Source organism: Alcanivorax sp. 97CO-5 (genome assembly GCF_000524665.1).
Taxonomy (GTDB): Bacteria; Pseudomonadota; Gammaproteobacteria; order Pseudomonadales; family Alcanivoracaceae; genus Alcanivorax; species Alcanivorax borkumensis.
In genome coordinates this window covers 79,356-101,761 of the sequence record NZ_KI965907.1, presented here as the reverse complement: position 1 = coordinate 101,761, position 22,406 = coordinate 79,356, and the positions used below count along the sequence as shown (strand labels likewise).

General features: G+C 52.6%; 21 protein-coding genes. 9 read left to right on the top strand and 12 right to left on the bottom strand.

All coding sequences use genetic code 11. The features are described 5' to 3' along the window. Positions 1-30: 30 nt before the first annotated feature. Genes Y017_RS13900 through pilG form a run of 4 tightly spaced genes read right to left on the bottom strand, consistent with a single transcriptional unit; the run spans position 31 to position 3,461 of the window. Complete coding sequence (locus Y017_RS13900; protein WP_035461568.1) at positions 31-2,058, bottom strand: methyl-accepting chemotaxis protein; 2,028 nt, start codon at positions 2,056-2,058, stop codon at positions 31-33. Between the two features lie 58 nt (positions 2,059-2,116). After that, on the bottom strand, positions 2,117-2,665 hold the full coding sequence (locus Y017_RS13895; protein WP_035461566.1) for a chemotaxis protein CheW: 549 nt from the start codon (positions 2,663-2,665) through the stop codon (positions 2,117-2,119). A gap of 11 nt (positions 2,666-2,676) precedes the next feature. Continuing rightward, positions 2,677-3,045 (bottom strand): twitching motility response regulator PilH, encoded by a 369-nt coding sequence (gene pilH / locus Y017_RS13890; RefSeq protein WP_011587406.1) that lies wholly within the window; start codon positions 3,043-3,045, stop codon positions 2,677-2,679. Between the two features lie 32 nt (positions 3,046-3,077). Beyond that, the gene (gene pilG / locus Y017_RS13885; RefSeq protein WP_011587407.1) at positions 3,078-3,461 is read right to left on the bottom strand and encodes a twitching motility response regulator PilG; all 384 of its coding nucleotides are present in this window, start codon (positions 3,459-3,461) and stop codon (positions 3,078-3,080) included. A gap of 312 nt (positions 3,462-3,773) precedes the next feature. On the opposite strand from pilG, the gene gshB reads away from it, so the two are divergent. The 4 genes from gshB to ruvX all read left to right on the top strand — a co-directional run bounded on the left by gshB (position 3,774) and on the right by ruvX (position 6,939). Continuing rightward, positions 3,774-4,727: a glutathione synthase gene (gene gshB / locus Y017_RS13880; RefSeq protein ID WP_011587408.1), complete on the top strand. Its 954-nt coding sequence runs from the start codon at positions 3,774-3,776 to the stop codon at positions 4,725-4,727. Between the two features lie 118 nt (positions 4,728-4,845). Then, positions 4,846-5,724 carry a TonB family protein gene (locus tag Y017_RS13875; RefSeq protein ID WP_011587409.1) on the top strand — a complete coding sequence of 293 codons (879 nt, stop codon included), beginning with the start codon at positions 4,846-4,848 and terminating at the stop codon, positions 5,722-5,724. A gap of 173 nt (positions 5,725-5,897) precedes the next feature. Further along, positions 5,898-6,458: a YqgE/AlgH family protein gene (locus Y017_RS13870; RefSeq protein WP_035461621.1), complete on the top strand. Its 561-nt coding sequence runs from the start codon at positions 5,898-5,900 to the stop codon at positions 6,456-6,458. A gap of 79 nt (positions 6,459-6,537) precedes the next feature. After that, the gene (gene ruvX / locus Y017_RS13865) at positions 6,538-6,939 is read left to right on the top strand and encodes a Holliday junction resolvase RuvX (RefSeq protein ID WP_011587411.1); all 402 of its coding nucleotides are present in this window, start codon (positions 6,538-6,540) and stop codon (positions 6,937-6,939) included. Between the two features lie 8 nt (positions 6,940-6,947). On the opposite strand, the gene Y017_RS13860 is transcribed toward ruvX, so the two are convergent. Next, complete coding sequence (locus Y017_RS13860) at positions 6,948-7,868, bottom strand: sterol desaturase family protein (RefSeq protein ID WP_035461564.1); 921 nt, start codon at positions 7,866-7,868, stop codon at positions 6,948-6,950. A gap of 133 nt (positions 7,869-8,001) precedes the next feature. On the opposite strand from Y017_RS13860, the gene Y017_RS13855 reads away from it, so the two are divergent. Beyond that, positions 8,002-9,012, top strand: a complete 1,011-nt coding sequence (locus tag Y017_RS13855; RefSeq protein WP_035461562.1) for an AraC family transcriptional regulator — start codon at positions 8,002-8,004, stop codon at positions 9,010-9,012. A 31-nt stretch (positions 9,013-9,043) separates the two neighbouring features. On the opposite strand, the gene fghA is transcribed toward Y017_RS13855, so the two are convergent. Beyond that, complete coding sequence (gene fghA / locus Y017_RS13850) at positions 9,044-9,889, bottom strand: S-formylglutathione hydrolase (protein ID WP_035461560.1); 846 nt, start codon at positions 9,887-9,889, stop codon at positions 9,044-9,046. A gap of 78 nt (positions 9,890-9,967) precedes the next feature. Beyond that, on the bottom strand, positions 9,968-11,077 hold the full coding sequence (locus tag Y017_RS13845) for an S-(hydroxymethyl)glutathione dehydrogenase/class III alcohol dehydrogenase (RefSeq protein WP_035461558.1): 1,110 nt from the start codon (positions 11,075-11,077) through the stop codon (positions 9,968-9,970). A 101-nt stretch (positions 11,078-11,178) separates the two neighbouring features. On the opposite strand from Y017_RS13845, the gene Y017_RS13840 reads away from it, so the two are divergent. The 3 genes from Y017_RS13840 (at position 11,179) to Y017_RS13830 (ending at position 15,016) form a co-directional block, all read left to right on the top strand. Then, positions 11,179-12,051 (top strand): LysR family transcriptional regulator, encoded by an 873-nt coding sequence (locus Y017_RS13840; RefSeq protein ID WP_035461555.1) that lies wholly within the window; start codon positions 11,179-11,181, stop codon positions 12,049-12,051. Between the two features lie 627 nt (positions 12,052-12,678). Beyond that, positions 12,679-13,509: an HAD family hydrolase gene (locus Y017_RS13835; RefSeq protein ID WP_011587417.1), complete on the top strand. Its 831-nt coding sequence runs from the start codon at positions 12,679-12,681 to the stop codon at positions 13,507-13,509. A 91-nt stretch (positions 13,510-13,600) separates the two neighbouring features. Further along, the gene (locus Y017_RS13830) at positions 13,601-15,016 is read left to right on the top strand and encodes an amidase (RefSeq protein WP_035461553.1); all 1,416 of its coding nucleotides are present in this window, start codon (positions 13,601-13,603) and stop codon (positions 15,014-15,016) included. A 164-nt stretch (positions 15,017-15,180) separates the two neighbouring features. Here the strand turns inward: Y017_RS13830 and Y017_RS13825 are convergent, their stop codons facing one another. Continuing rightward, entirely contained in the window at positions 15,181-15,846 is a 666-nt protein-coding gene (locus Y017_RS13825) for a GntR family transcriptional regulator (RefSeq protein ID WP_035461551.1), read from the bottom strand. A gap of 160 nt (positions 15,847-16,006) precedes the next feature. Between Y017_RS13825 and Y017_RS13820 the strand changes: the two genes are divergently transcribed. After that, positions 16,007-17,155 (top strand): alkane 1-monooxygenase, encoded by a 1,149-nt coding sequence (locus Y017_RS13820; RefSeq protein WP_011587420.1) that lies wholly within the window; start codon positions 16,007-16,009, stop codon positions 17,153-17,155. A gap of 87 nt (positions 17,156-17,242) precedes the next feature. On the opposite strand, the gene Y017_RS13815 is transcribed toward Y017_RS13820, so the two are convergent. Genes Y017_RS13815 through Y017_RS13800 form a run of 4 tightly spaced genes read right to left on the bottom strand, consistent with a single transcriptional unit; the run spans position 17,243 to position 22,113 of the window. Next, on the bottom strand, positions 17,243-18,343 hold the full coding sequence (locus Y017_RS13815; protein WP_035461548.1) for a fimbrial protein: 1,101 nt from the start codon (positions 18,341-18,343) through the stop codon (positions 17,243-17,245). Further along, positions 18,340-19,050 (bottom strand): molecular chaperone, encoded by a 711-nt coding sequence (locus tag Y017_RS13810; protein ID WP_050731492.1) that lies wholly within the window; start codon positions 19,048-19,050, stop codon positions 18,340-18,342. Before Y017_RS13810 ends, Y017_RS13815 begins: the two co-directional genes overlap by 4 nt. Continuing rightward, positions 19,050-21,512, bottom strand: a complete 2,463-nt coding sequence (locus Y017_RS13805; RefSeq protein ID WP_035461546.1) for a fimbria/pilus outer membrane usher protein — start codon at positions 21,510-21,512, stop codon at positions 19,050-19,052. Before Y017_RS13805 ends, Y017_RS13810 begins: the two co-directional genes overlap by 1 nt. A 55-nt stretch (positions 21,513-21,567) precedes the next feature. Then, positions 21,568-22,113: a fimbrial protein gene (locus Y017_RS13800; RefSeq protein ID WP_035461544.1), complete on the bottom strand. Its 546-nt coding sequence runs from the start codon at positions 22,111-22,113 to the stop codon at positions 21,568-21,570. Positions 22,114-22,406: the final 293 nt, after the last annotated feature.

Sequence of the window (22,406 nt, the reverse complement as noted above, 5' to 3'; positions counted from 1 at the left end):
GCATTGCTCCTGAGCCCGGCTTAAGCCGGATCAGGAGTGCTCCGGTAGGCGGAAGCCGGCAACGGAATTACGCATGTCTTGGGCCATTTCAGCCAAGTTACCAATGGAGCGAGCCGTGGCAGTAGTACCGGCAGAGGTCTGTGAGGTGATTTCCTGAATCACGTTCATGGTGTTGGAGATATGTCCCGCGGAGGCCGCTTGCTGGCGCGCCGCGTTGGAAATGTTCTGGATCAGGTCTGCCAAGGTTTTGGATACGCTTTCAATTTCTTCCAGTGCCACGCCCGCATCCTGTGCCAAGCGCGCGCCTTTTACGACCTCGGCAGTGGTGGCTTCCATGGAAATAACGGCTTCGTTGGTATCGGTCTGAATAGTTTTTACCAAGGTTTCAATTTGTTTGGTGGCGGCGGCGGAGCGTTCTGCGAGGCGCTGTACCTCATCCGCAACGACCGCAAAGCCTCGGCCGGCTTCGCCGGCCATGGATGCCTGAATGGCGGCGTTCAAGGCGAGAATGTTGGTCTGGTCGGCAATGTCGTTAATCAGGGATACGATGTCACCAATTTCCTGGGAGGACTCACCCAAACGCTTGATCCGTTTGGAGGTTTCCTGGATCTGTTCGCGAATGGTGTCCATGCCGTGGATGGTGGCCTGTACGACTTCGGCGCCCTTGTTGGCGATGGCTACTGCCCGCTCTGCTACCGCGGCTGATTCGGCGGCGTTGGCGGATACCTGGTCAATGGACACTGCCATTTCGTTCACCGCAGCGGAGGCGCCGGCAATTTCCTGGGCCTGGTGCTCGGAGGCTTCGGCCAGGTGCATCGCCGTGGACTGCGTTTCTTGGGCTGCGGAAGCGACTTGTACCGCCGAGTTGTTGATCGTTTGTACCAGATTACGCAGTTGGTCAATGGAATAGTTGATGGAGTCAGCAATGGCACCGGTAAAATCCTCGGTGACAGTGGCCTGTACGGTTAGGTCACCGTCTGCTAGGTCGCCCAGTTCGTCGAGCAGACGTAGAATTGCCGCTTGGTTGCGCTGGTTTTCACTTTCCAGTTCGTCTTTCAGCTTTGCCGCTTGGCGGTTCCGCTGGGCCATGATGATAAAGAAGAACAGCACCGCGAGACCCGCGGACACGCCACCTAGCCATACGGATGGAAACAGCCCGCTAGTGGTGTTTTCAAACTGGTTGTTCAGGTTGGTGGATTCTTCCAACAGGTCCTGAGAACGGCGGAAGATGGTGTCAGCTGCGTTACGTACCTGGAACAATTCGGGGGCCGTTTCTAGAATTTCATCCACGGACTGGTTAACGAATTCATCGAACAGATCAGCAATTTCAGCCAGATAATCCAGGGCATCGGGGTCGTTTACCTGGACAATGCCCATGGCTGCGTCACCCTCAATCATGCCGTTCATGATACGACCAAACAGGCTGGCATCACGGCCGAAGGAATCTGCAGCGATTACCGCGCCGTCGCCGCCTTCTAGCACTTTGGCGATGGACCTAACGATGCGTTCAGCCAGCCAGGACTGGCGCTGTGCAAAAGCAATTTGTTCTGGGGCGGCATCGGTGGTCACTAGAATTTCCACCACGCCTTCGTATTCGGCCTGTAGGGAAGGGATGGTCTGGGCCAGCGTATCTGCCACTTCGTGCAGGTCCAGTACTGTGTCCTCCCCTTTCAGAATCACGTCGGCGTTGGCGTTCACTTCATCCCATAGGGTTTGCAGACGGGCCATGGCTTCAGGGTCGCTAACCTGTTCGTCTTTTACGGCGTTCCAGGCTGACTGGAAGCTCTTCTGCGATTTATCCAGCAATTCAAAGGCGTCGGCGTTGCCGGCGGCCGCTTCCAGGGCGTTTTTGGCAATTTGCTGGGAGATCACCCGCATCTCGGAAGCGCGGGTGATGTTTTCCTGGGCCTGGTTTGCCGTAGTGGCGGACAGCAGAAAGTTAGCCAGTGCTAGTACGATAAAGATGGCTAGGCCTACATAAAGGGCAATATTCAGCGTGTTGCCCTCGCCTGCGCCCCCCCGCAGTTTTTCGAACAATGCTCCTGAATTGAACTTCATAATCTGGCTCCTGGCCTGGCGTACACTCTTCTTATAATCCCCGAGTTGCTTTATACGATTAGCCAGTATGGGCTACCTGCATAAAACGTGGATCCTCTGCCAGCCGAGTCAGGCTGAACACGGACCAATACTCCCCTTCCCGCCGGTAGGCCCCGCGCACGAAATTCGTGACGGCGGGATCGCTGACCGGGAGTGATTCCACAAATTCATCAATGGGGAAGTGCTGCATCCCCAATACCTCATCCACGGCCATGCCGGTGTAGAGGTCGTTCTGGTCCAGCACCAGCAAGCGACGGCGCCGTTCTTGAACCGGTGAACTTTTTTCCAGAAAGCCGCAGAGGTCCATCACGGTCATCAGGCGGCCTCGAACGTTAGCGACTCCTTTCATCCAGCTTCGTGCGCCGGGAACCCGGGTGTAAGCTGGCACGGAAAGGATTTCGGAAACCTCATCCAGTGGCGCCACGAATTTCTTGCCATCAAGCACAAAGCCCACACCACTCCAGTAGCTAACCGCGTCCTGCTGCATGGGCAGATCTTTGGCCTGCTCCCGACAGCGCTGGTTGTATTCAGCCAGTTTGATGTATGCGGAGGAGGCATTGTTGCTCATGAGGAGCTCCTTCAGGCGTCGTCCAGCATGCGGTTGACCGTTTGTAGGAGCACGTCTTCGTCCACCGGCTTGGTCAGGTAATCCCGAGCGCCTTGGCGTTTCCCCCAGACACGGTCCGTTTCCTGATCTTTGGTGGTGACGATAACAATGGGGATATGGGCAGTATCGGCGCCTTTAGTGAGTTGTCGGGTGGCTTGGAAACCGTTAAGGCCAGGCATTACCACATCCATCAAGACCAGCTCGGGGAGTTCGGAGCGCGCGGTGGCAACGCCATCAGCGCCGTTGGCGGCCTCGATCACCTCGTGGCCATGTCTTTCTAGAATCTCGCGCAACTTGTAAGTTTCAGTGGGCGAGTCATCCACAATCAGAATACGTGCCATCTTTTCCTCTTCAGGTTTAGCGGCTTAACCGCTTAACCATTGATATGCTGACGAATGGCACCCAAAAGCTCGTCTTTGGAAAACGGCTTGGTCAGGTACTCATCGGAACCAACGATGCGTCCCTTGGCCTTGTCAAACAGGCCATCTTTGGACGACAGCATGATCACCGGGGTTGCCTTGAAGGCGCTATTATTTTTGATCAGCGCGCAGGTCTGATAACCATCGAGACGCGGCATCATGATATCGACGAAAATGATATGGGGCTTGCTGTCGGCGATTTTGGCCAAGGCATCGAAGCCATCGGTGGCGGTGATTACTTCACAGCCTGCTTTCTTTAACAAAGTCTCGGCGGTACGACGAATCGTCTTGGAATCGTCGATTACCATTACCTTGAGGTCTTGGAAATTGTCAGTCATGGAAACTGCCTTCAACCGTGGACCGTAATTGGCCGCAACTTATTGTAATTTTTAGCCTTTCTAATGACTCTCTGAGCGGGACTTGTAGCGTCGTTAGCCCATGCGAAGTTTTTAACATAGATTCTATATTCAATCTATAAGGCCTTATGAAACTTGAGAAAATGTCCCGCTAACGGCCTTACTTAATAAGCGTCGGCGCCAATAGCGAACCGCTCTGTGCGCTGCTAACATTGCTTGGTTCATAGCACAGATCGTACCAATTCCCCCGCCGGCAGCGATTGAGTTGCCTGCGCCTTATAGAACGGAGACCCCATGAGCCTGCGTGTTGGTGTGGTGATGGACCCTATCGCCAAAATCAAACCCTGGAAAGATACCACCTTTGCCATGCTGCTGGAGGCACAGCGGCGCGGCTGGTCTCTGCTTTATATGGAGCCGGGGGACCTGTACATACGTGATGGTCGCACCTTTGCCATCACTCGGACACTGTCTGTCACCGACAATAACGACGATTGGTACCGCCTGGCCGATACTGTGAATCACGACCTAGCGGATTTGGATATTATTCTGATGCGTCAGGATCCGCCGTTTAATGCGGAATACATCTATGCGACCTACCTGCTCGAAAAGGCAGAGCAGGAAGGGGTGATGGTGGTGAATCGTCCGGGCAGCGTGCGTGATAGTAATGAAAAACTGTTCGCTACTGATTTCCCGCAGTGTTGTGCGCCGACACTGGTATCGAGTCAGTCCACCCTGCTGCGAGATTTTGTACAGGAGTTTGGTGATACGGTGATGAAGCCGCTGGACGGTATGGGCGGTAGCAATATTTTCCGAGTACGCAAAGATAGCCCGAACATTTCGGTGGTGATCGAGGTACTGACCCAGCACGGTAAGACGCCGATCATGGCGCAACGCTTTGTGCCGGAAATTACTGAAGGGGACAAGCGCATTCTGATGATCAACGGAGAGCCGGTGCCCTATGCGTTGGCGCGGATTCCCAAAGAAGGCGAGTTACGAGGCAATCTGGCGGCGGGGGGGACTGGGCAGGGCCGGGAGTTGAGTGACAGGGATCGCTGGATTTGTGAACAGGTGGGGCCGACGCTGAAGCGCAAAGGACTTTATTTTGTGGGGCTCGACGTAATTGGTGACTACCTCACAGAAATCAATGTGACTAGCCCTACTTGTGTCCGAGAGTTGGATGCGATTTTTGATATCAACATTGCCGGGCAGTTATTTGACGCTCTGCTCGAGTTGCGGTCGACATCATAGATCCGACCGCAGGGGCGGGACACACTGGCTGCTACCCTAGTGTGGCGGGTGTTGCCCGCCATGATTGGAATCCAATGGTTAACTAAAGTCGTCTAAGAGTTGTAGTGAAAACAATAATATGGAATCAAACCCTGCATCTGCTACCGCTTCTGATCGCCTCACCTTCACGGCTTTTCTTGCGTTGGCATTTCATGGCATTTTGATCTTCGGGGTGAGCTTTGCCCCGGAACTGCAGCGTGCGGCTCCCCATACTTTGGAAGTAACCCTAGCTCAACATCATAGCGATAGTGAGCCAGAGGAAGCAGATTTCATTGCACAGAGTAACCAGCACGGTTCCGGGGATCAGGCTGACAAGCGGGAGCTTACCACTACCGAGCAGGCTGATTTTGCTGACAGTCAGCTGGAAAAGGTGCAGCTCAAGGAAAAGACTACCCAGGAACGCAGGGATCGGGTCAGCCAGGAGCTGGTGATTACCACGGCCCAGGACAGTGAAGATAAGGTTAGTGCGGACCAGAAAAAAAAGACTGATCCTAAACCTTTGAAAGTGGCTAAACAGGAAAACCTGCAGGATCTGAGCCAGCAGATTGCCAGCTTGCAGGCACGGCTGGATGAACAGAAACAGGCTTACGCCAAACGTCCCCGGGTACGTCGCCTGACATCAGTTTCTACCAAGGCTCACTTTGAAGCGGTCTACATCGATGGCTTTCGTCGCAAAGTGGAAACGATGGGGACCCGTAACTTTCCTGCCCGGGCACTGAGCAGCAACACATACGGAGCGGCGCGCCTGATGGTGGCGATCCAGAAAGATGGCACCCTAAAAGAAGTGCGACTGCTTAAATCCTCAGGCCATAAATTCCTTGATCAAGCGGCGATTCAGAGCGTGCGATTGGCTGCACCGTTCGATACATTCACGACTGAAATGAGCCGGAAGATGGATGTGCTGGAAATTATCCGTACCTGGAAATTCGATAGTAATCGCAGGGTGTCGTCTAAGTAGTGGCTTCAACACAAAGATAGGGTAGAGCTAGGCATGGGTGCATGTTGTTTCGCTGGCCACTGAAGTAAAATCAACCTAGGGCCGTGGCGCTGCTGGTACGTTTCGGCAATAGCATCGAATTGGCGATAGGCTTGTCGCTTGCAGCCCACTCTTCTGCCCCGGATACTGTGTCCATGGAAAACTCACCTTTGAAATACCAGTTGTTGGTGGCCATGCCACAAATGGCCGATCCGGATTTTGAACATTCCGTTACCTATATCGTTGAACATAGTAGTGAAGGGGCCATGGGGCTGACGCTTAATCGTCCGGTGCAAATCAGCCTGGGCGATATTCTCAGCGACATGGATATCGAGATCGAAGTGCCGCCGTCGGAACGACATCGGGTGGTGGCCGGTGGGCCAGTACAGCAGGAGGCCGGCTTTGTACTGCATAGCGCGGCTACCCGCTGGCACGCCAGCATTCCTCTCAGCGATGGACTGATTCTCACCACTAGCCGCGATATCCTGGAAGCCATCGCTATTGGTGAAGGCCCTGAACAATCGCTCATTTGTCTTGGTTATGCTGGGTGGGATGCCGGTCAGTTGGAACAGGAGCTAGTCGATAATGCCTGGCTCAGCACTCCCGCCAGCCGCGAATTGGTGCTTGAGACACCTTTTGAACAAACTTGGCACGCTGCCGCTGCTCGCATTGGTGTTGATATGAGCCTGATCGCTACGCAGGCGGGGCATTGTTGACTCACGCTGACATGCCGAAGGTTCTATGCAACACCCGGTGCCAGCCTTGGGTGTCTAGCGTGGAGTATGCCGTCTCATTATGATTTTAGCCTTTGATTACGGTACACAAAAAATCGGAGTGGCCAGCGGTAACGAGCTGCTGGGTACCGCCACTCCTCTGAAAGCCTTGCCTTGCAAAAACACCCAGCCCAACTGGGATGACATTGCCGCGCTGCTAAAAGAGTGGGAGCCGGAAGCATTGGTGGTTGGTTTGCCGCTCAATATGGATGGCAGCGACAGTGAATCTACTGTCCGCGCGCGAAAATTTGCCAATCGTTTGCACGGACGCTTCGGCAAAAAAGTGTGGTTGATCGATGAGCGACTGAGCACCCGCGAAGCCCGCGAACGTACCGGTATTAAGAAAGCAGATAGCCGGGTAGATTCTATGGCGGCGGTGATTATTGCTGAAGGTTTCTTTGCGGGTGATGCAAAGGTCTTTTAATTTTAGCGCTACTGCTCCCGTTCCCATTCCGGCGGTTTCCATAGATGTTTCAGGCGCTGCGTTAGCGGGCCTTTCTGGCCCATGGCCCGGAACATGTCCACGTATTCGTGGCACCAGTTCACCACCAGACTGTTGCTATACACCGGGCGGGTGATGCCGTACTCCACTGGCTGGTCGTTTTTTTCTTCCACGAAGGTGCCGAACAGACGGTCCCAAATAATAAAGACACCGGCATAGTTTTGGTCGATGTATTCCGGGTTGCGGCCATGGTGGACACGGTGGTGGCTGGGGGTATTGAAAATGAATTCGATGGCCGGGTGCAGCTTGCCCACCAGAGTGGTGTGAATAAGGTATTGGTACACCAGCGATAGCGCATAGCACACCCCGATCCACACCGGGTTGAAGCCCAGGAACGCCAGCGGCACGTAGAACAGCCAGCCACCATTAAAAATGTTGGTAGCGTTTTGACGCATGGCGGTGGAGAAGTTCATTCGCTCGGAAGAGTGGTGGGTCACATGGGCGGCCCAGAACCAGCGCACCCGGTGAGAGGTGCGATGGAAGCCGTAGTAACAGAAGTCCACCAGCAACCACAGGCCAATGGCCGTGAATAGGGTCAACTCCACGTCCAGTAGACGGTGTTGGTAGGCAAAGGCATACACCGGAAACGCAACCAGCCCGGCGAACAGCAGTTCGGTGGTTTGATAGCCTGCTCCCAACATGAAATTCAGCCACGATTCACGACCATCCACCAACCGATTGTTGTGGCGAATCTTGCGGTACTCCCACAGAAACAGGCCGATAAAGAGTGGCGTTGCCACCACGAAAATCAGTTGCCGTGCATCCAGAGCTAGCCAGTTGGGCAGCGCATTCCAGAGTGGTGCCAGGCCGCTGTTTTGCCAGACATTGTTGAACCAGTCCATTAGTGCCATGGGAGCCTCGAGATTGGTGAGGAGCGTGGTAGAGCTGGCAGTGTGCGACAAGTACGACTTCCTGTATTGACGATCTGTGCCTTATTTTTGACAATTGGCGCCAATAGGGCAACGTTGTCGATAAGGAGATCCCATGGCCACCGCCATGCGCGTTACTGGTGCTTGGGTGCAACTGCTCACGGACTGGCTTGATCGAGAAAACCTGCCGGCTCCGACATTGCGAGCCGTGCTGGACAGCCGATCCCCTGCGGATTTGGTGCCGCTGCCGTTATGGCGGGATTTATTGCAGCAGGCGGTGGCGTTGCGCCCGGAGCGGCTGGCGCCAGGGCTGGAAATTGGCGCCCTAATACAGCCCCGTCATGTGGGTATGTTGGGATATCTGATTCTCACCTGCCGGACCTTGGGCGAGGCCATGCTCGCCTACCAGCGCTATGAAACCCTGTTCTATGGCCAGGACATGGTGGAGGTGGTGGGGGAAGGCGATCAGATATTGGTGCGTTGGCCCGGCGAAAATACCACTGGGGAGCTGGCGGATAGCGTCGCCATAGCGGCGTTGATCAGCTTTCTACGCCGGCAAGTGGACGCCCCCCCGGTGCCGGCCCAGGTAGCGTTCGCCTTTGCCGCCCCCGCGGCGCCGGTTCGGGCAGCGTATGAGGCTTTCTTTGGTTGTGAAGTGGTTTTTGAACAGGCACATACTTGCGTGGCCTTTCCTGTGCATTTTCTCGCCATTGCCTTGCCGCACAGCGACCCGAGCATGCGTAGCCTGCTGGACCGGCAAGCCCAGGCCATGCTGTCGGCGTTGCCGGGGTCCGATAGTTTTGATCGGGCACTGCAACACGCCATGGTGAGGTTAATGCCGGAAGCGGCAGTGACCTTGCCGCGGCTGGCCGCTGAGCTGCATATGTCTGTGCGGACGCTGCAGCGGCGCCTTACGCAGAGGCAATTAACCTGGCGAGAGTTGCTGGATCGTACTCGCGAGCAGTTGGCGCGCCATTACCTGGCAGACCGGTCGCTGACCTTGGGGAGTATTGCCCTGTTGTTGGGGTTTTCCGAACACAGTGCTTTCAGTCGTGCCTACCGGCGCTGGACGGGTACGACGCCGGCGCGTACCCGCAAGCAGGTGGGGGAGGCATACAAGCCATGAATGTTGTGGTTGCAACACGCCTTGCCGGACTTTACTGGCTCAAGTGATAAAAGTGGTACCTGAGGTGATCATCAATAAAGCTGGCGATAAAGAAATAGGAGTGATCGTAACCGGGCTGCATGCGTAGGGTGATTGGTACGCCAGCTTCTTCGCAGGCGGCGCTTAATGCTTCCGGGCGAAGCTGGCCGTCGCGGTAGAAATTATCCGCGTCTCCTTGATCTACCATTAGCGGCAGCGGGCTGCCGCTGCGTTTGAGTAGCTCGCAGCTATCCCACGCTTTCCAGCGTTCCTTGTCTTCACCCAAATAGCCGCCTAGGGCTTTTTCGCCCCATGGGCATTGGCTGGGGTTGCAGATCGGGGCAAAGGCCGACACTGAGGTGTAGCGGCCGGGGTTCTTCATCGCACAGACCAGGGCGCCGTGGCCGCCCATGGAATGACCACTGATGGCCTGCTTGCCGTTGAGGGGGAAATGTTCCTGAACCAGCGCGGGCAATTCTTCCGTTACATAATCGTACATGCGGTAGTGCTGGCTCCAGGGCGACTGGGTGGCATTTACATAGAAGCCGGCACCGGAACCAAAGTCGTAGCTGTCGTGTTCACCGGGTAGGTCTGTGCCCCGCGGGCTGGTATCCGGACAAACAATGGCCAGCCCTAGTTCGGCTGCAGTTCTGTGAGCGCCGGCTTTCTGCATGAAATTTTCATCGGTGCAGGTTAGCCCGGACAGCCACCACAGTAGCGGCACATCATTGCCCTCCGCTGCCGGAGGCAGGTAGAGGGCAAAGATCATTTCGCAGTTGAGTGCCTGGCTGTGATGTTTATAGCGTTTCAACCAGCCACCAAAGGATTTAGTGGCAGAAACCAGTTCGATATCGGACATGAGGAAACCCCTCTAAAACGGTAGTGGAAGCTCGCCTGCAAGCGATTTTCACCAGCAGGCTGGCTGCCACAGTAAAGGCTAGAAAAGAATGACGGACCGAATGCTCTTGCCTTCGTGAAGTAGGTCGAAGGCGGTATTGATGTCTTCCAGGCCCATGGTGTGGGTAACGAATTCATCAATCTTGATTTCGCCTTTCATGTAACGATCCACATAACCGGGCAGCTCTGTGCGGCCTTTAACGCCGCCGAAGGCAGAGCCTTTCCAGACTCGACCGGTTACCAGCTGGAACGGGCGAGTGGAGATTTCTTCACCGGCACCGGCTACGCCAATAATAATGGATTCACCCCACCCTTTGTGGCAGCACTCCAGAGCAGACCGCATCACGTTGACATTGCCGATGCACTCGAAGGAATAGTCCACGCCACCGTCGGTGAGCTCGACAATCACTTCTTGAATAGAGTCGTTGTAATCCTTGGGATTGATGAAGTCGGTGGCGCCAAATTGCCGCGCCAGGGTTTCTTTGCCCGGGTTGGTGTCGATGGCAATAATACGCTCTGCCTTGGCCATCACCGCGCCTTGAATCACCGACAGGCCGATGCCGCCGAGCCCGAATACGGCCACGGTGGAGCCGGCTTCTACCTTGGCGGTATTAAGAACGGCACCAATACCGGTGGTGACCCCGCAGCCGAGCAGGCAGATTTTATCCAGCGGGGCTTCTTTGCTCACCTTGGCTAGGGAAATTTCCGGCACCACGGTGTATTCAGAAAAGGTGCTGGTGCCCATGTAATGGTGCAGCAGTTTGCCGTTCAGAGAGAAGCGGCTGGTGCTATCGGGCATTAGGCCCTTGCCTTGGGTGGCACGCACGGCCTGGCACAGGTTGGTCTTGCCGCTGAGGCAGAATTTACACTTGCGACATTCGGCGGTGTAGAGCGGAATTACATGGTCACCGGGTTTCAGGCTGGTGACGCCTTCGCCCACTTCCTGGACGATGCCGGCGCCTTCATGGCCGAAGATGGAGGGGAATAGACCTTCCGGATCTTTCCCGGACAGGGTGTAGGCATCGGTGTGGCAGACGCCGGTGGCGACGATCTGTACCAGCACTTCGCCGGCCTTGGGGCCGGCCACATCGACTTCTTCGATAACCAAAGGTTTACCTGCTTCCCAGGCCACGGCGGCGCGCGATTTCATACCCTGTCTCCAGATCATAATTAAACGAGCATTGAGTCTACTGGGTATGCAATAGGGAAATAAGGCACAATTCAGCAATAGATTATTGCTCAGGAGCAACAATGCAGCATTGGGACCGGATTGAGGCCTTTGTGGAGGTGGTGCGTGGTGGTTCATTTGCACGGGCCGCCCGGCACTTGGGCGTGTCCAGCTCCCATGTGAGCCGGTTGGTGGCGCGGCTGGAAACCCAGCTGGGGACGCAGCTTTTGTATCGCACCACCCGGCGGTTAACGCTCACGGATGCGGGCACGGTCTATTTCGAGCATTGCTGCCAATTGTTTGATGGGTTTCAGGAGGCGCTGAATGCGATCAGTGATTTCCAGCAACAGCCCACCGGGGTGTTGCGGCTGACCTGCGCCACCACTTTTGGCGAGCGTTTCATCGCGCCGCTGGTGAACGACTTTCTGGCGCGTCACCCGCAATTATCCGTGCAGCTGGATTTCACCAACCGGCGGGTGGACATCGTGGATGAAGGTTTCGATGTAGCCATTCGCACCGGGGCCTTGCCGGATTCCTCCCTGATTGCGCGTAAGCTCTGCCCGCGACGGGAATATGTGGTGGGCTCGCCGGGCTATTTTTCTCGCCATGCTCGCCCACATACGTTGGGGGAGTTAAGCGGCCATAATTGTCTGCAGGGCTCGTCGGAGCAGTGGACCTTTGATGTGGACGGCCAGCATCGCCACAGCAAGGTCCAGGGAAACTGGAAAGGCAATTCTGGGGCCGCCTTGCTAGATGCGGCTCGCAAGGGCATCGGGCTGGCACAATTACCCGATTATTATGTGGAGGAAGACTTGGCGCGTGGTCAGTTGGTGTCGGTGTTAGATCAGTACGCCTGCACGCATACCGCTGTGTGGGTTGTTTACCCTCGCCACCGGCATTTGTCGCCGAAGGTGCGTCAGTGTGTGGATTTTTTGGTTGAGAAGATGGGGCGTTGAAGGAGTGAGGGTCGTACTGATTGTGGCCATTCACCTGATAGAGCCACAACCGTTGCTGGAACTTACCGACGGCAAACTGGCTGTCTTGATTTAAGAGCTCTGGAGTTTCAAGGTTTGCATCGTTGTCCATAAGTATGCCCCAGAGCCTTCATGATCAGGTTTGGGTTTGGACTGTTGGGCATAGTCTAATCCACGACTCGTTGTGCGTAGAGAGTAAGCCCCGCAATCGAATAGCTCAAACGTCGCGGTTCATATATAGCGGGCTGTTGAAAGCTGGTTAAGGGGCTTCCAATACGTACGCTACAGATTGCCTGATACCAACAGAGCGGTAATGCTTTTCGACAGAATGCCGTTCTCTCATGCCAGATAATCGTAGCGCGCTCGATGTTCCCCTCCAACGATGCAGTGGTGTGGAGAACGGTGTAGCCTGAATGGGGCATCAACCTGGTGGTTTTCTGTTTGAAATCAGAAGAAAAGAAACGTCGCTTCCTGGCCATCTGACATCTCACGTAGAGTGGCAACTTTACCCCCTACGTTGATGTCTAGATGCAGTAGACCGCTACGCCATGGCAAAACAGCAACAAGGAAATAAGCAACAATCACGCACTTCTCACATTCAAGGTCATCATGAGCATTCTGCAACTTCCCCATGCCCGCCCTGATGTTATCCTCATTGACTGGCATGCCACCCTAGTGGATACCCACGACGCCATGTATCACGCGGTAGATGATATTCTTCCTCAGTTGCATGAAATTGACCTTTGGAATCGGCTACTGGATCCGGATGACTCTAAGACCATCGAAGATGCCAAGCTATTGATTTACGTTAAAGATCATCGTCGACTTCATCCCAAAATTGTTTCCCAGCGAAAAATATCCCGCACCGACATTTTTGAAGTGCTATTCGGTAGTGATCAGGAAGCTAAAGAGCGTGCCCACCGGGTTTTTGATCAAGCCTATCGCAAATATGTAGCAGAGGTTCACCCCCTAGAACCGGACACTCGCGAGCAACTTGAGCATCTTCGCCAGCTGAATATACGGCTCGGCCTGATTTCCAACCGTAAACGCGAATTTTTGGAACACGAACTGGCTCTAGTGGACGGCAGCGGCTGGGAAGATCTGTTTGATGTGGTGGTATGCGGCAGCGATGTCGAAGAGCGTAAGCCTTCACCTCAGATGCTATATGAAGCCATGAAAATCCTCGATAAACCGCCCGCGGAAAGCTGCTGGTATGTAGGCGACAGCACCACGGATGTTATTGCGGCCAAGGAAGCTGGGGTGACTTCCGTTTTCTATAATGGGGCTAACTGGGATCAAGCATGGCTGGATAAGATCTTTCCACATACAGTTAAACACCCCCATCGCCCTGACGCTGTGGTTCGCAGCATTGCCGAGCTAACAACACTGGCTCGCCATTTGCTTGCCCAGCACAAACGAGTAGAACGGGCCCGAGGGTGATTAGAGGCCTGATTGGCCCAATCAGCCACCGTCTTCTTTGCCTCAAAAAGGTACATTCGTACCAATAGTATTTTCAACACGCGAGAGCCCTATGAGCCAATACCGTCTGCATGCTTTTAGTGATGACGCCCTAGGCACGGATGACGCCACGGCCTTGGCAGAACGCTTGCGCAAAGGCCACATCACAACTAAAGATGTTACGGAGGCCGCCATTGCCCGCTTGCAACGGGTTAACCCTGCCATTAATGGTTTGGCTTTGGAAACATTCATCGACGCCCGAGATAGAGCGAATGAAGGCGGCTTTAATGGTTTTTTCTCCGGTGTTCCCAGCTTAATTAAAGACAATATCGATTTGGCTGGGCTGCCTACAGGTCATGGCAGTGCTGCGGTTGGGGCTAAACCCATGAAGAAAACCAGCGTGCTGGCCAAACAATATCTGGCCCAAGGTTTTAATATACTAGGCAAAACCACCCTGCCGGCTTTTGGTTTCACTGCGTCCACGGAGTGGGCCCAGGGTTCCTCCACTCGTAACCCTTGGCACCTTAAGTATTCTGCTGGCGGCTCCTCTGGTGGCAGCGCAGCCTTAGTGGCGGCTGGAGCTGTGCCCATTGCCCACGGTAACGATGGTGGGGGCTCTATTCGCATCCCCGCCGCTGTCTGCGGCTTGGTGGGCTTGAAAAGTACTCGTGGTCGCTTGGTTACTCAGGAAGCTGGCAAAGCCTTGCCAATCAATATCATCAGTGATGGCGTACTCAGTCGTACCGTGCGCGACACCGCCAATTTCTTTGCGGAAGCCGAAAAGTACTACCGTAACCGCAAACTGCCGCCTATCGGCCACGTTCGTCGCCCTGGCAAGCAACGTCTACGTATTGGCCTGATGGTGGATTCTATCGCCGGCGACGCCACGTGCCCGCAGACTCGTGCAGCGGTAGAGGCGACGGGTAAACGGCTGGCTGGGCTGGGCCATCATGTGGATGTGGCCCATATCGATCTGCCGCGGCGTTTCGTGGATGATTTCTTGCTCTACTGGGCCATGCTGGCTTTTTTTGTGAGCAAATTCGGGCGGGTCCTGTTTCCCCAAGGGGTCGATAGCAAGCAATTGGACCCGCTCTCACAGGGACTGGCCCGCTATTACCGACAGCGCTTTGTGAGGACCCCCGGCATGTTGCGTCAACTCAAACAAAGCCAGGCCCACTATGCCCAAGTATTTAGCCAATACGATGTCGTTCTTACTCCTGTGCTCGCCCATACTACCCCTGAACTGGGGTATCTTGGCGCTGATGTGGATTTTGACACTCAGCTTGAACGGCTACTTCGCTACTCTACCTTCACTCCTGCCAATAACGCGTCGGGTAGTCCGGGCCTCTCTCTCCCCCTTGGAAAAGCAGAAAATGGGCTGCCTATTGGAGTACAACTGAATGGGCGTCTTGGTGATGAGCGTACTCTGATTGAGTTGGCTTTTGAGTTGGAGGAACAGCAGCCGTTTCGTCACCTAGGCCAGTGTTAATGCTGTATGGGTTAAGGTCTATACCCTTCCTCCGCCGTTAGCAGAATGTCGTCTACGGCGTCGGTATCAGCGAGGGGGGAAGTGCGCCTGAGGCACCAGGAAAACAAGGTGCTATTTAATCGTTGTATGCGTGGCGTCGTAAGGTTAACCCTTTAGCTTCTTTGCTAAGCCACATTGCGTTTGGCAATGGCGCGCAGAACGATTTGACATTGATTCTCGCCGTATTCGCGGATATCCGCTTCAGCATCGGCCACGTTGCGGCTGACGACATTGACTTGCAGGCGCTTGAAAATCTGGAGTGATACATCGAATTCCGAGATATCTTCCTGCAGAGCGATAAAGGAATAGCGTTTAAGGAGGGGGATGAGGTTCAGAATGTTGCTGGCCAAATAGCGGTTATGGGCGAAGCGCCGGGTGGCGATTTCCACAAAATGGAAAGCTAGCTTATGTGCAGAGCGCATATCGTTATTCATAAAGTGCTGCTCAAGCTGTGGCAGCATTTCCACTAAATCTTCGATATCGCCGGGTTGCCAACGGGCGGCGGCCTGCCCGGCGAGCCCTGACAGTAGCATAAACAGGAAATCGTAAAGATCGCGTACCTGCTTGTCGGTGACCTCACAAACACGTGCGCCTTTGCGCGGTTGAAGCTCAATTATGTGCTGCTTTTCCAAGAGCCGAAAGGCTTCCCTGAGTGAGTTGGTGCTCACATCCAGTTGCTTGGCAAGATCATTTTCCGGCAACCGGCTGCCGGGGGCGAGTTCGCCGGTAATGATCTGTTCGCTTAGATGTCGGGCGATTTGTTCACTGAGGCTCACGGCTTGTAGCGACATGGTGGGGTCCTTACTGGGGCCTTGTCTAATTTGGGCCATTATCCATCATGGGCCTAATATCTCATTAATTGAGTTGTTTGACAATCCATGAACTCATGGGTAGTCTCACCGTGACATTGATGACTGTGACTGTTTGGCTTGAACTAGCGAGGTGTGAGCCATGTTCGAGAATACGAATCCTGATGTAATGCTAAAAATGAAAAAATATGGCTACCTGGCTTTTTGGGCAATTATGGTGCCGCTTGTTCCTTTTTCTGCCTTCGTGGGGGTGGAAAGTGGCACGCAGGATTATTGGGCCTGGTTTATGTATGCCTTCATCTTCGGGATTATCCCGGTACTGGATTATTTGGTGGGTAAAGATCCGACTAATCCCAGTGAAGATGTGCAGGTTCCCACTATGAGTGAGGAAGTTTTTTACCGGGTCTCTGCAATCGCCATGGGCTTCGTATGGATCGCGGTATTGTTCTACGCTGGTCATATTTTCATGAACAATGGCTACGGTCTGCTGGGCAAGATCGGTTGGATTGTCTCTATTGGCACCGTAGGTGGCATTATCGCCATCAATTTGGGGCATGAGTTGATCCACAAAGATCCCAAAGTGGAAAATTGGATGGGTGGTTTGTTGCTGTCTAGCGTGACCTATGCGGGTTTCAAGGTGGAGCATGTACGGGGTCATCACGTCCACGTATCTACCCCGGATGACGCATCGTCCAGCCGTTATAACCAAAGTCTGTATAACTTTCTTCCCAAGGCGTTTGTACATAACTTCATTAACGCCTGGAGTCTGGAAAAAAAATACCTGGAGCGTAAAGGGAAGAAGAACATTAGTGTTCATAATGAACTTATCTGGTGGTACAGCATTTCTGCGTTGTTCGCGGCCACATTCGGACTGCTTTGGGGTTGGCAGGGGGTGGTGTTCTTTCTGGGGCAGAGTTTCTTTGCCGCCCTAGCCTTAGAGATCATTAACTACATTGAACACTACGGTTTGCATCGCCGTGTGAATGACAAGGGGCGTTTCGAGCGGGTGACACCTGCACATAGCTGGAACTCCAACTTCTTGTTGACTAACTTGGCCCTGTTTCAACTACAGCGCCACAGTGACCACCATGCTTACGCCAAGCGTCGTTATCAAGTCTTGCGCCATTATGAAGAAAGTCCGCAGTTGCCGGCAGGTTACGCCACCATGTATGTGTTGGCCTTGATACCGCCACTGTGGAGAAAGGTGATGAATCCTCGAGTAGAAGCGTATTACGAGGGTGAATTGGATCAACTGTTCCGCGATGGCAAGCGAGTGAACAATATCGCTTAATGCGGATAACTGTTCTTTATCAATGCTGAATAAAAAAGCCTCGACTATGCCGAGGCTTTTTTATTTTGAGAAGCCGAAAGATTCGGGTCAGCGGTATTCGACTTCGAAGGTGACCGCGCCAGACACGCTGCCAGCAGTTACTGTCTCACCGTCCACTTTTATCAGGCCCGCCTCCAGCTGGAACGTTTCCGTGGTATCGGTAGGGTTGCGTGTCCCAAGGGGGGCAGTAAGCGTGGTTTGCCCATCCAGTGTGACAGGAGTAGCGGTACTGCGCTGCCTGAGTTGAAAAGCGACACCTTCTGCAACGCCGGGCATGCCTTGATCAAGGGGGCGGAGGTCAGTGATGGAACCTGCTACCAGCTGACCAGAAGCGGGTTGAAAGGCAACCCGGATTAGCGAACCGGAAAAGCTGTTTCCTGTATCTGAGAGTGAGCGAGGTGGCACACAGTTAAAAAGATCAATATCAAAAGGTGTAGCGGACACATAGCTTCCGGGTGTTAGCGAGGAAGCCATTGCTGGGTCCAGCGTGACGGTTTGTGAGGGAGTGGAAAGGTCGCAGCTTGAACGAGCAAAAATGTAGTTGATGGTGGCCTCAAGATTCACAGTGATACTTCCTAGAAAGCCTGTTTCCATTACCATTAGACCAATTTTGCCAGATTGATTGATGCTGCTACCAATGAAGTTGTTCATGTTATCAAATGTGATAACAGTGTAAGTATGAAATGTTATCGAGGAGAGAACATCAAGGCTCAATAGCGCTCCAGAGCAAACGTTACCATTGAGTCCGCAATAGCGAATAAATGGGCCTCGTTCAATGCTGTAAAAAGTTTGTAGATGTACTCCAGGGGAAATTTGTAACCGCGATGCGCTTTGACTACTAAATCCAGCAGGTAACGATACGCTTGAAGGCGGTGGGAAATTTCCTGTATTGGTGAAAGGGGAGGTGATGACACTGGAAATAGTGGGGATGAGGCCAACGGCAATACAGCCGGTATAGGTTGATGTTTCTTCAATGACGACAGAGTAGCTGTCAGAGGAATCGCCAGGAATGGCCACGGACCCTGATGATCTCTGAAAGACGATGTTCTGATCGAAGGGGCCGTTCAGGCAGAAACCGACAGCACTGGCCGAATGGCTAAATAAGCCCATAAAAAGAACACCCATGATGGCTAGTAATAATCGAATCATGGTGAGATCTCCCTCGGCTCATGGTCATCAATGCCACCGAAATCATTGATACTTTGGAAATGGAATCGGGTGTAACCACAGGGTTGGCACTTAACAATGAATTCCTCGCCAGGTAGCAAGGTTAATAACTCGTCTAGAGGATGTTTTTTTCCCGTCTTGTCTTCCAGTAGAGGAGAAAAAAAAGAAACAGAAAAGGGGGCCGGGTTTTTAATGCTCACCCCTTCCTCGGTGAGGCTGATTTTCAAGGATGTCGGGGCCTCCGAGGCGGATAATTCATTTAGTGCGTCAGGCCGATAAAAAAGCTTGATCCGAATACGTTGAGCAAATTGTAGCGTGTTGGAATTTTTAGGCTCCGGTGGGATCTCCTGAACATTGATCCAATAAACTGACTCCACCTCTTCGCTTGGAGGGGGCGTGGCCAGGATAAAACGTAGTTTTTGGGTTTCTCCTGGCTCTACTCGAAACACCGGAGGGGTAATAACAAAATTCGGCGCGTCGCTGTGGATCGAATTTCCTGCTTCCTGATGGAAAGGATCAGTCCATGCTTGCCCAGCATAGGGCAGCGAGCTGGTATTCATAACAGAGAGGGTGACGTCATTGTCGCCTGCGTTGTAGACCACTCGCGTACCGCCAAGCACGAAAGCGGCTTGAGCGTGGCTGCTGATAAAAATAAAGATAACGACGATAAAAATGAATGTCTTTTTCATTAATTGTCTCCGCTGGTAACACATATCAGCTTATCAATGATCGTAATGCCAGGCGCAGATTCAATTTGATCAGGCAGGCTGAAAGTACAACCGGTACCGGGAATGAAATAACTAGATTGATTCTGGGTGTGGTTAATTAGCGCGTAACCGCTGCTATCAATAGTGGAAACATTGTTACCGCCAGCATCAACAATAAGGCTGCCAAAAGGAGCGACTTGACCGTTGTCGCTCATTATACGAACCAGGAACCGCTGGGTTGGGTAGATGTTGAACTTGGCAAGGGACACCGCACCCCGTTCGGGAGTGATAAAGTGGCTACGATTACTGGTTTCCAGGTTAGCATCAAGCTTGGAAAAATCCATGGAGACTTCTTGCTGGCGGTAGGGTTGGACTTGAGGTAGTAAAGCCATCCCTTTGCTGTTGGTGGTTATAGGGAGAGCCCCGGTTTGGAAGGTAACATCTTCTACACCTCCAGTATCTGCAATGATCGCCGTTTCGCCGAGTCGGCGACCGAAAATGATCCCACCTTTATGAACAAGAACTGAGCCGCCTGCCTGAGCAAAGTAAAGATCATGGTACTTGCTATGTGAGGTGCCAGCGGTGATCCCTGTGCTTTGACCGGAATAAGATAGCCGAGCTGAGCTTTCTACAAGGTCGTCGTTGCTTCTGCCGCTGGTTACGTTGTATGAGAAACGCTCATCGGAAAGTAATCCTGATATGCCTGCATTGAAGTCTGTCCCGGCATCGCTGTGGGTTTGCTGATAATTGATATAAGTGGGGCGCCTGTTTTTCGAACCCAAAGGCAGGCTGGCGCTGATGCTAACGGTATTGTCACGCTTACCGTTCAGGTTTTCGTTGTGTGAGAAAGATAAGCTATAGTTCATATCCTTATAATTATTGCTGTAACCGCTAACAAGAAAATTTCTCTCCCCTTTGGTTTTCCAATATTTTTCCTGAGACCCTGTGACGTATAGTGAGCCATAACTTCCTAAACTTTGGGTGAGCGTGGCTTCTGTCCGACTTTTTCTTTGCGAAATAATGCTGCCGTTCGATTCGATTACCGCTTCATTAAAGGTGCGAAACCCCTCGGTAGAATAACGATAACCGAGAATCTGAATATTGGTGGATCGGGTTAGGGATTTGGCATAGAAAAAACTGTAACTGTTACCATCCGCATCTTTTCCAATTTCGTCGGGGCGGAAATATGATCTGGATGCATCCACAGAAAATCCACCCAGTTTGCCCAGGTTGAAGCCTACTCCCATGGTGTGTATCGAATACTCTTGGCTTACTAGGCTTGCGCCAAATAAGGTAACATCGTTATCCAAACCATGGCTGATTTCAGCATTGATGAACCAAGGCTCGTCGGTATTATCGTTACGATATTTGCCTGCTGTAATTGCATACTCCCATAGCCCCGGTCTGACTAGATTCGGGATTTGAGTGTAGGGCTGAACAAAACGTTTTTGCGAGCCATCTTCTTCAGTAATAGTGACGGTTAAGTCGCCATTGCTCAGCGATGGTATATCATCAATGGCAAATTCACCCGGTGGGACAAACTGTTCATAAATGGTATAGCTGTTCTGCGTAATTGATACCCTGGCGTTACTCTGGGCAATGCCCCTAATGACAGGTGCATAACCCTGAAATCGGGGTTCTAGCATGGCGCGATCAGTGCCTAGACTGATTCCGGTAAAGGCAAACCCGTCGATGAGATTGCTGCGAAGAAAGGTTTCCCCCGCGGTGAGTTCGCTTCTCAAAGAGGGTATTGCGGTGTAGGCATAGCTTTCTTTACTCTGCCAGTCAGCTTCTTGTCCGGTAGAGTCTGAATAATTTAGGTTGCTACGAAAGTGAATGCCATTGATATCTGCACCCAGATTGAGGTCAGTATAAAATTGGGACCTACTGCTTTGTTGGTCTCTTGATTGCTTGCTTCCTGAAGCCAGATAGTTCATCCGAAAGTTGTTGATACCCTTATTCCATAAATTTGGCTCTATCAACTGCCGGGTTGTGGTTAATGCAATTTGTGGGACCCGTATATCAAGATTCATGCGTTTGGCGTTCAGTGTTAAGAAACTGTTTGGTGCAGCAGCTATATCGATGCAGCGCATGGTTATATCTGTGTAACGAGAATAGTAGGCGGTATTGATCCCCAATTGCACAGCGAGAGGGTGAGTGATGCATGGTGCTGTGCCATTTTCTTGAGAGATGACTTCCACGTCTGTATCTGTGACTTGAGTACCGTTAACTGAAATGCTGAGAGGGTAAATCCCCGGTATCAGACCTTGCCCCTTTTCAAGGTGACTAATGTCTATGTTGGTATTGTTCTGGTTGACAAAAAAATGGGATGTGAAACGGGTTGTTGTTTGAGTCTCTTGCTCGGCATTAGCCGCTTGCGCTGAGGCAATCAGAATGAATAGCCCTAAAGAGTTAACCGCATATCTCTTCTTCTGATGTGCCATTTGGGACGCCCTTCGCCGTAAAGGGGAGGAGGCAGGCCTCCCCCCTGTGCTTCACTCAGTTAAAAACAATTGAGTAGTTGGCGATGGAGCGGACTTGGCCCTCTGTTACCGCGGTAGCGTCGGTGGCAGCGTAGGCTACATTAAAGTCAAGACTCGCACCTGAGGCATCGGCAATGGTCGCTGGAGTGCCATTAATGGTTACTGGTGTTGTGCCATCAGATTCAAGTAGCTGCATGCCAACATTGGCAGCACCGCCAGTAGCGATGTTCTGCAGGATGTTATGACCGACATAAAGTTGACCCGTCCACTGTACGGAGGCGCCTTTGCCGGTCAGATTACATGTCGCAGAGCCTGCATCTGTAGCAACAAGGGAGAACCCGGTTGCCTTGTAGGCGGTATCTGAAGCTAGGAACTCGGCGGTAGTAATTGGATCCAGAGTGACGGTGTTATCTGCTTGGGCGATCCCTTGTTGGGAGACATCCAACGTGCACGTTGTGTCGCTGACCACCCCGTTGAAAATTACTTCACCGGTGTTGGCTATGGCGATTGAGCTGATGCCGCTGATAGCGGCGATGGATATGATGCGAGTGAAATTGTTCATTTTTGTACTCCAAATGTTGTTGTTAGGTTATTTAACGTAACCTTCTGTAAACCAAATCACATTTGGACTGTCGCTACTTATAAATTTTAAGTGCCTCCCCCCTTTGTTTATATACTTGAATGGTATTCGCAAGAGATGATGAAGCGAAACTATTGCTGTTTTATGTTTAAGTTATTGTTATTAAGGGCATTAAAAGAATGGTTTGAAAACGGGTTAATTTTGACTTGATGTATTTTTATTCCTTTATGGCATCAATGGAGAGCGGAAGATAACTAATCGGGCTTAAAAAGGGA

Excerpts from the sequence above, each read along its gene's own strand:
- Y017_RS13900 (WP_035461568.1), bottom strand. The coding sequence starts at position 2,058 with ATGAAGTTCAATTCAGGAGCATTGTTCGAAAAACTGCGGGGGGGCGCA.
- Y017_RS13895 (WP_035461566.1), bottom strand. The coding sequence starts at position 2,665 with ATGAGCAACAATGCCTCCTCCGCATACATCAAACTGGCTGAATACAAC.
- pilH (WP_011587406.1), bottom strand. The coding sequence starts at position 3,045 with ATGGCACGTATTCTGATTGTGGATGACTCGCCCACTGAAACTTACAAG.
- pilG (WP_011587407.1), bottom strand. The coding sequence starts at position 3,461 with ATGACTGACAATTTCCAAGACCTCAAGGTAATGGTAATCGACGATTCC.
- gshB (WP_011587408.1), top strand. The coding sequence starts at position 3,774 with ATGAGCCTGCGTGTTGGTGTGGTGATGGACCCTATCGCCAAAATCAAA.
- Y017_RS13875 (WP_011587409.1), top strand. The coding sequence starts at position 4,846 with ATGGAATCAAACCCTGCATCTGCTACCGCTTCTGATCGCCTCACCTTC.
- Y017_RS13870 (WP_035461621.1), top strand. The coding sequence starts at position 5,898 with ATGGAAAACTCACCTTTGAAATACCAGTTGTTGGTGGCCATGCCACAA.
- ruvX (WP_011587411.1), top strand. The coding sequence starts at position 6,538 with ATGATTTTAGCCTTTGATTACGGTACACAAAAAATCGGAGTGGCCAGC.
- Y017_RS13860 (WP_035461564.1), bottom strand. The coding sequence starts at position 7,868 with ATGGCACTAATGGACTGGTTCAACAATGTCTGGCAAAACAGCGGCCTG.
- Y017_RS13855 (WP_035461562.1), top strand. The coding sequence starts at position 8,002 with ATGGCCACCGCCATGCGCGTTACTGGTGCTTGGGTGCAACTGCTCACG.
- fghA (WP_035461560.1), bottom strand. The coding sequence starts at position 9,889 with ATGTCCGATATCGAACTGGTTTCTGCCACTAAATCCTTTGGTGGCTGG.
- Y017_RS13845 (WP_035461558.1), bottom strand. The coding sequence starts at position 11,077 with ATGAAATCGCGCGCCGCCGTGGCCTGGGAAGCAGGTAAACCTTTGGTT.
- Y017_RS13840 (WP_035461555.1), top strand. The coding sequence starts at position 11,179 with ATGCAGCATTGGGACCGGATTGAGGCCTTTGTGGAGGTGGTGCGTGGT.
- Y017_RS13835 (WP_011587417.1), top strand. The coding sequence starts at position 12,679 with ATGAGCATTCTGCAACTTCCCCATGCCCGCCCTGATGTTATCCTCATT.
- Y017_RS13830 (WP_035461553.1), top strand. The coding sequence starts at position 13,601 with ATGAGCCAATACCGTCTGCATGCTTTTAGTGATGACGCCCTAGGCACG.
- Y017_RS13825 (WP_035461551.1), bottom strand. The coding sequence starts at position 15,846 with ATGTCGCTACAAGCCGTGAGCCTCAGTGAACAAATCGCCCGACATCTA.
- Y017_RS13820 (WP_011587420.1), top strand. The coding sequence starts at position 16,007 with ATGTTCGAGAATACGAATCCTGATGTAATGCTAAAAATGAAAAAATAT.
- Y017_RS13815 (WP_035461548.1), bottom strand. The coding sequence starts at position 18,343 with ATGATTCGATTATTACTAGCCATCATGGGTGTTCTTTTTATGGGCTTA.
- Y017_RS13810 (WP_050731492.1), bottom strand. The coding sequence starts at position 19,050 with ATGAAAAAGACATTCATTTTTATCGTCGTTATCTTTATTTTTATCAGC.
- Y017_RS13805 (WP_035461546.1), bottom strand. The coding sequence starts at position 21,512 with ATGGCACATCAGAAGAAGAGATATGCGGTTAACTCTTTAGGGCTATTC.
- Y017_RS13800 (WP_035461544.1), bottom strand. The coding sequence starts at position 22,113 with ATGAACAATTTCACTCGCATCATATCCATCGCCGCTATCAGCGGCATC.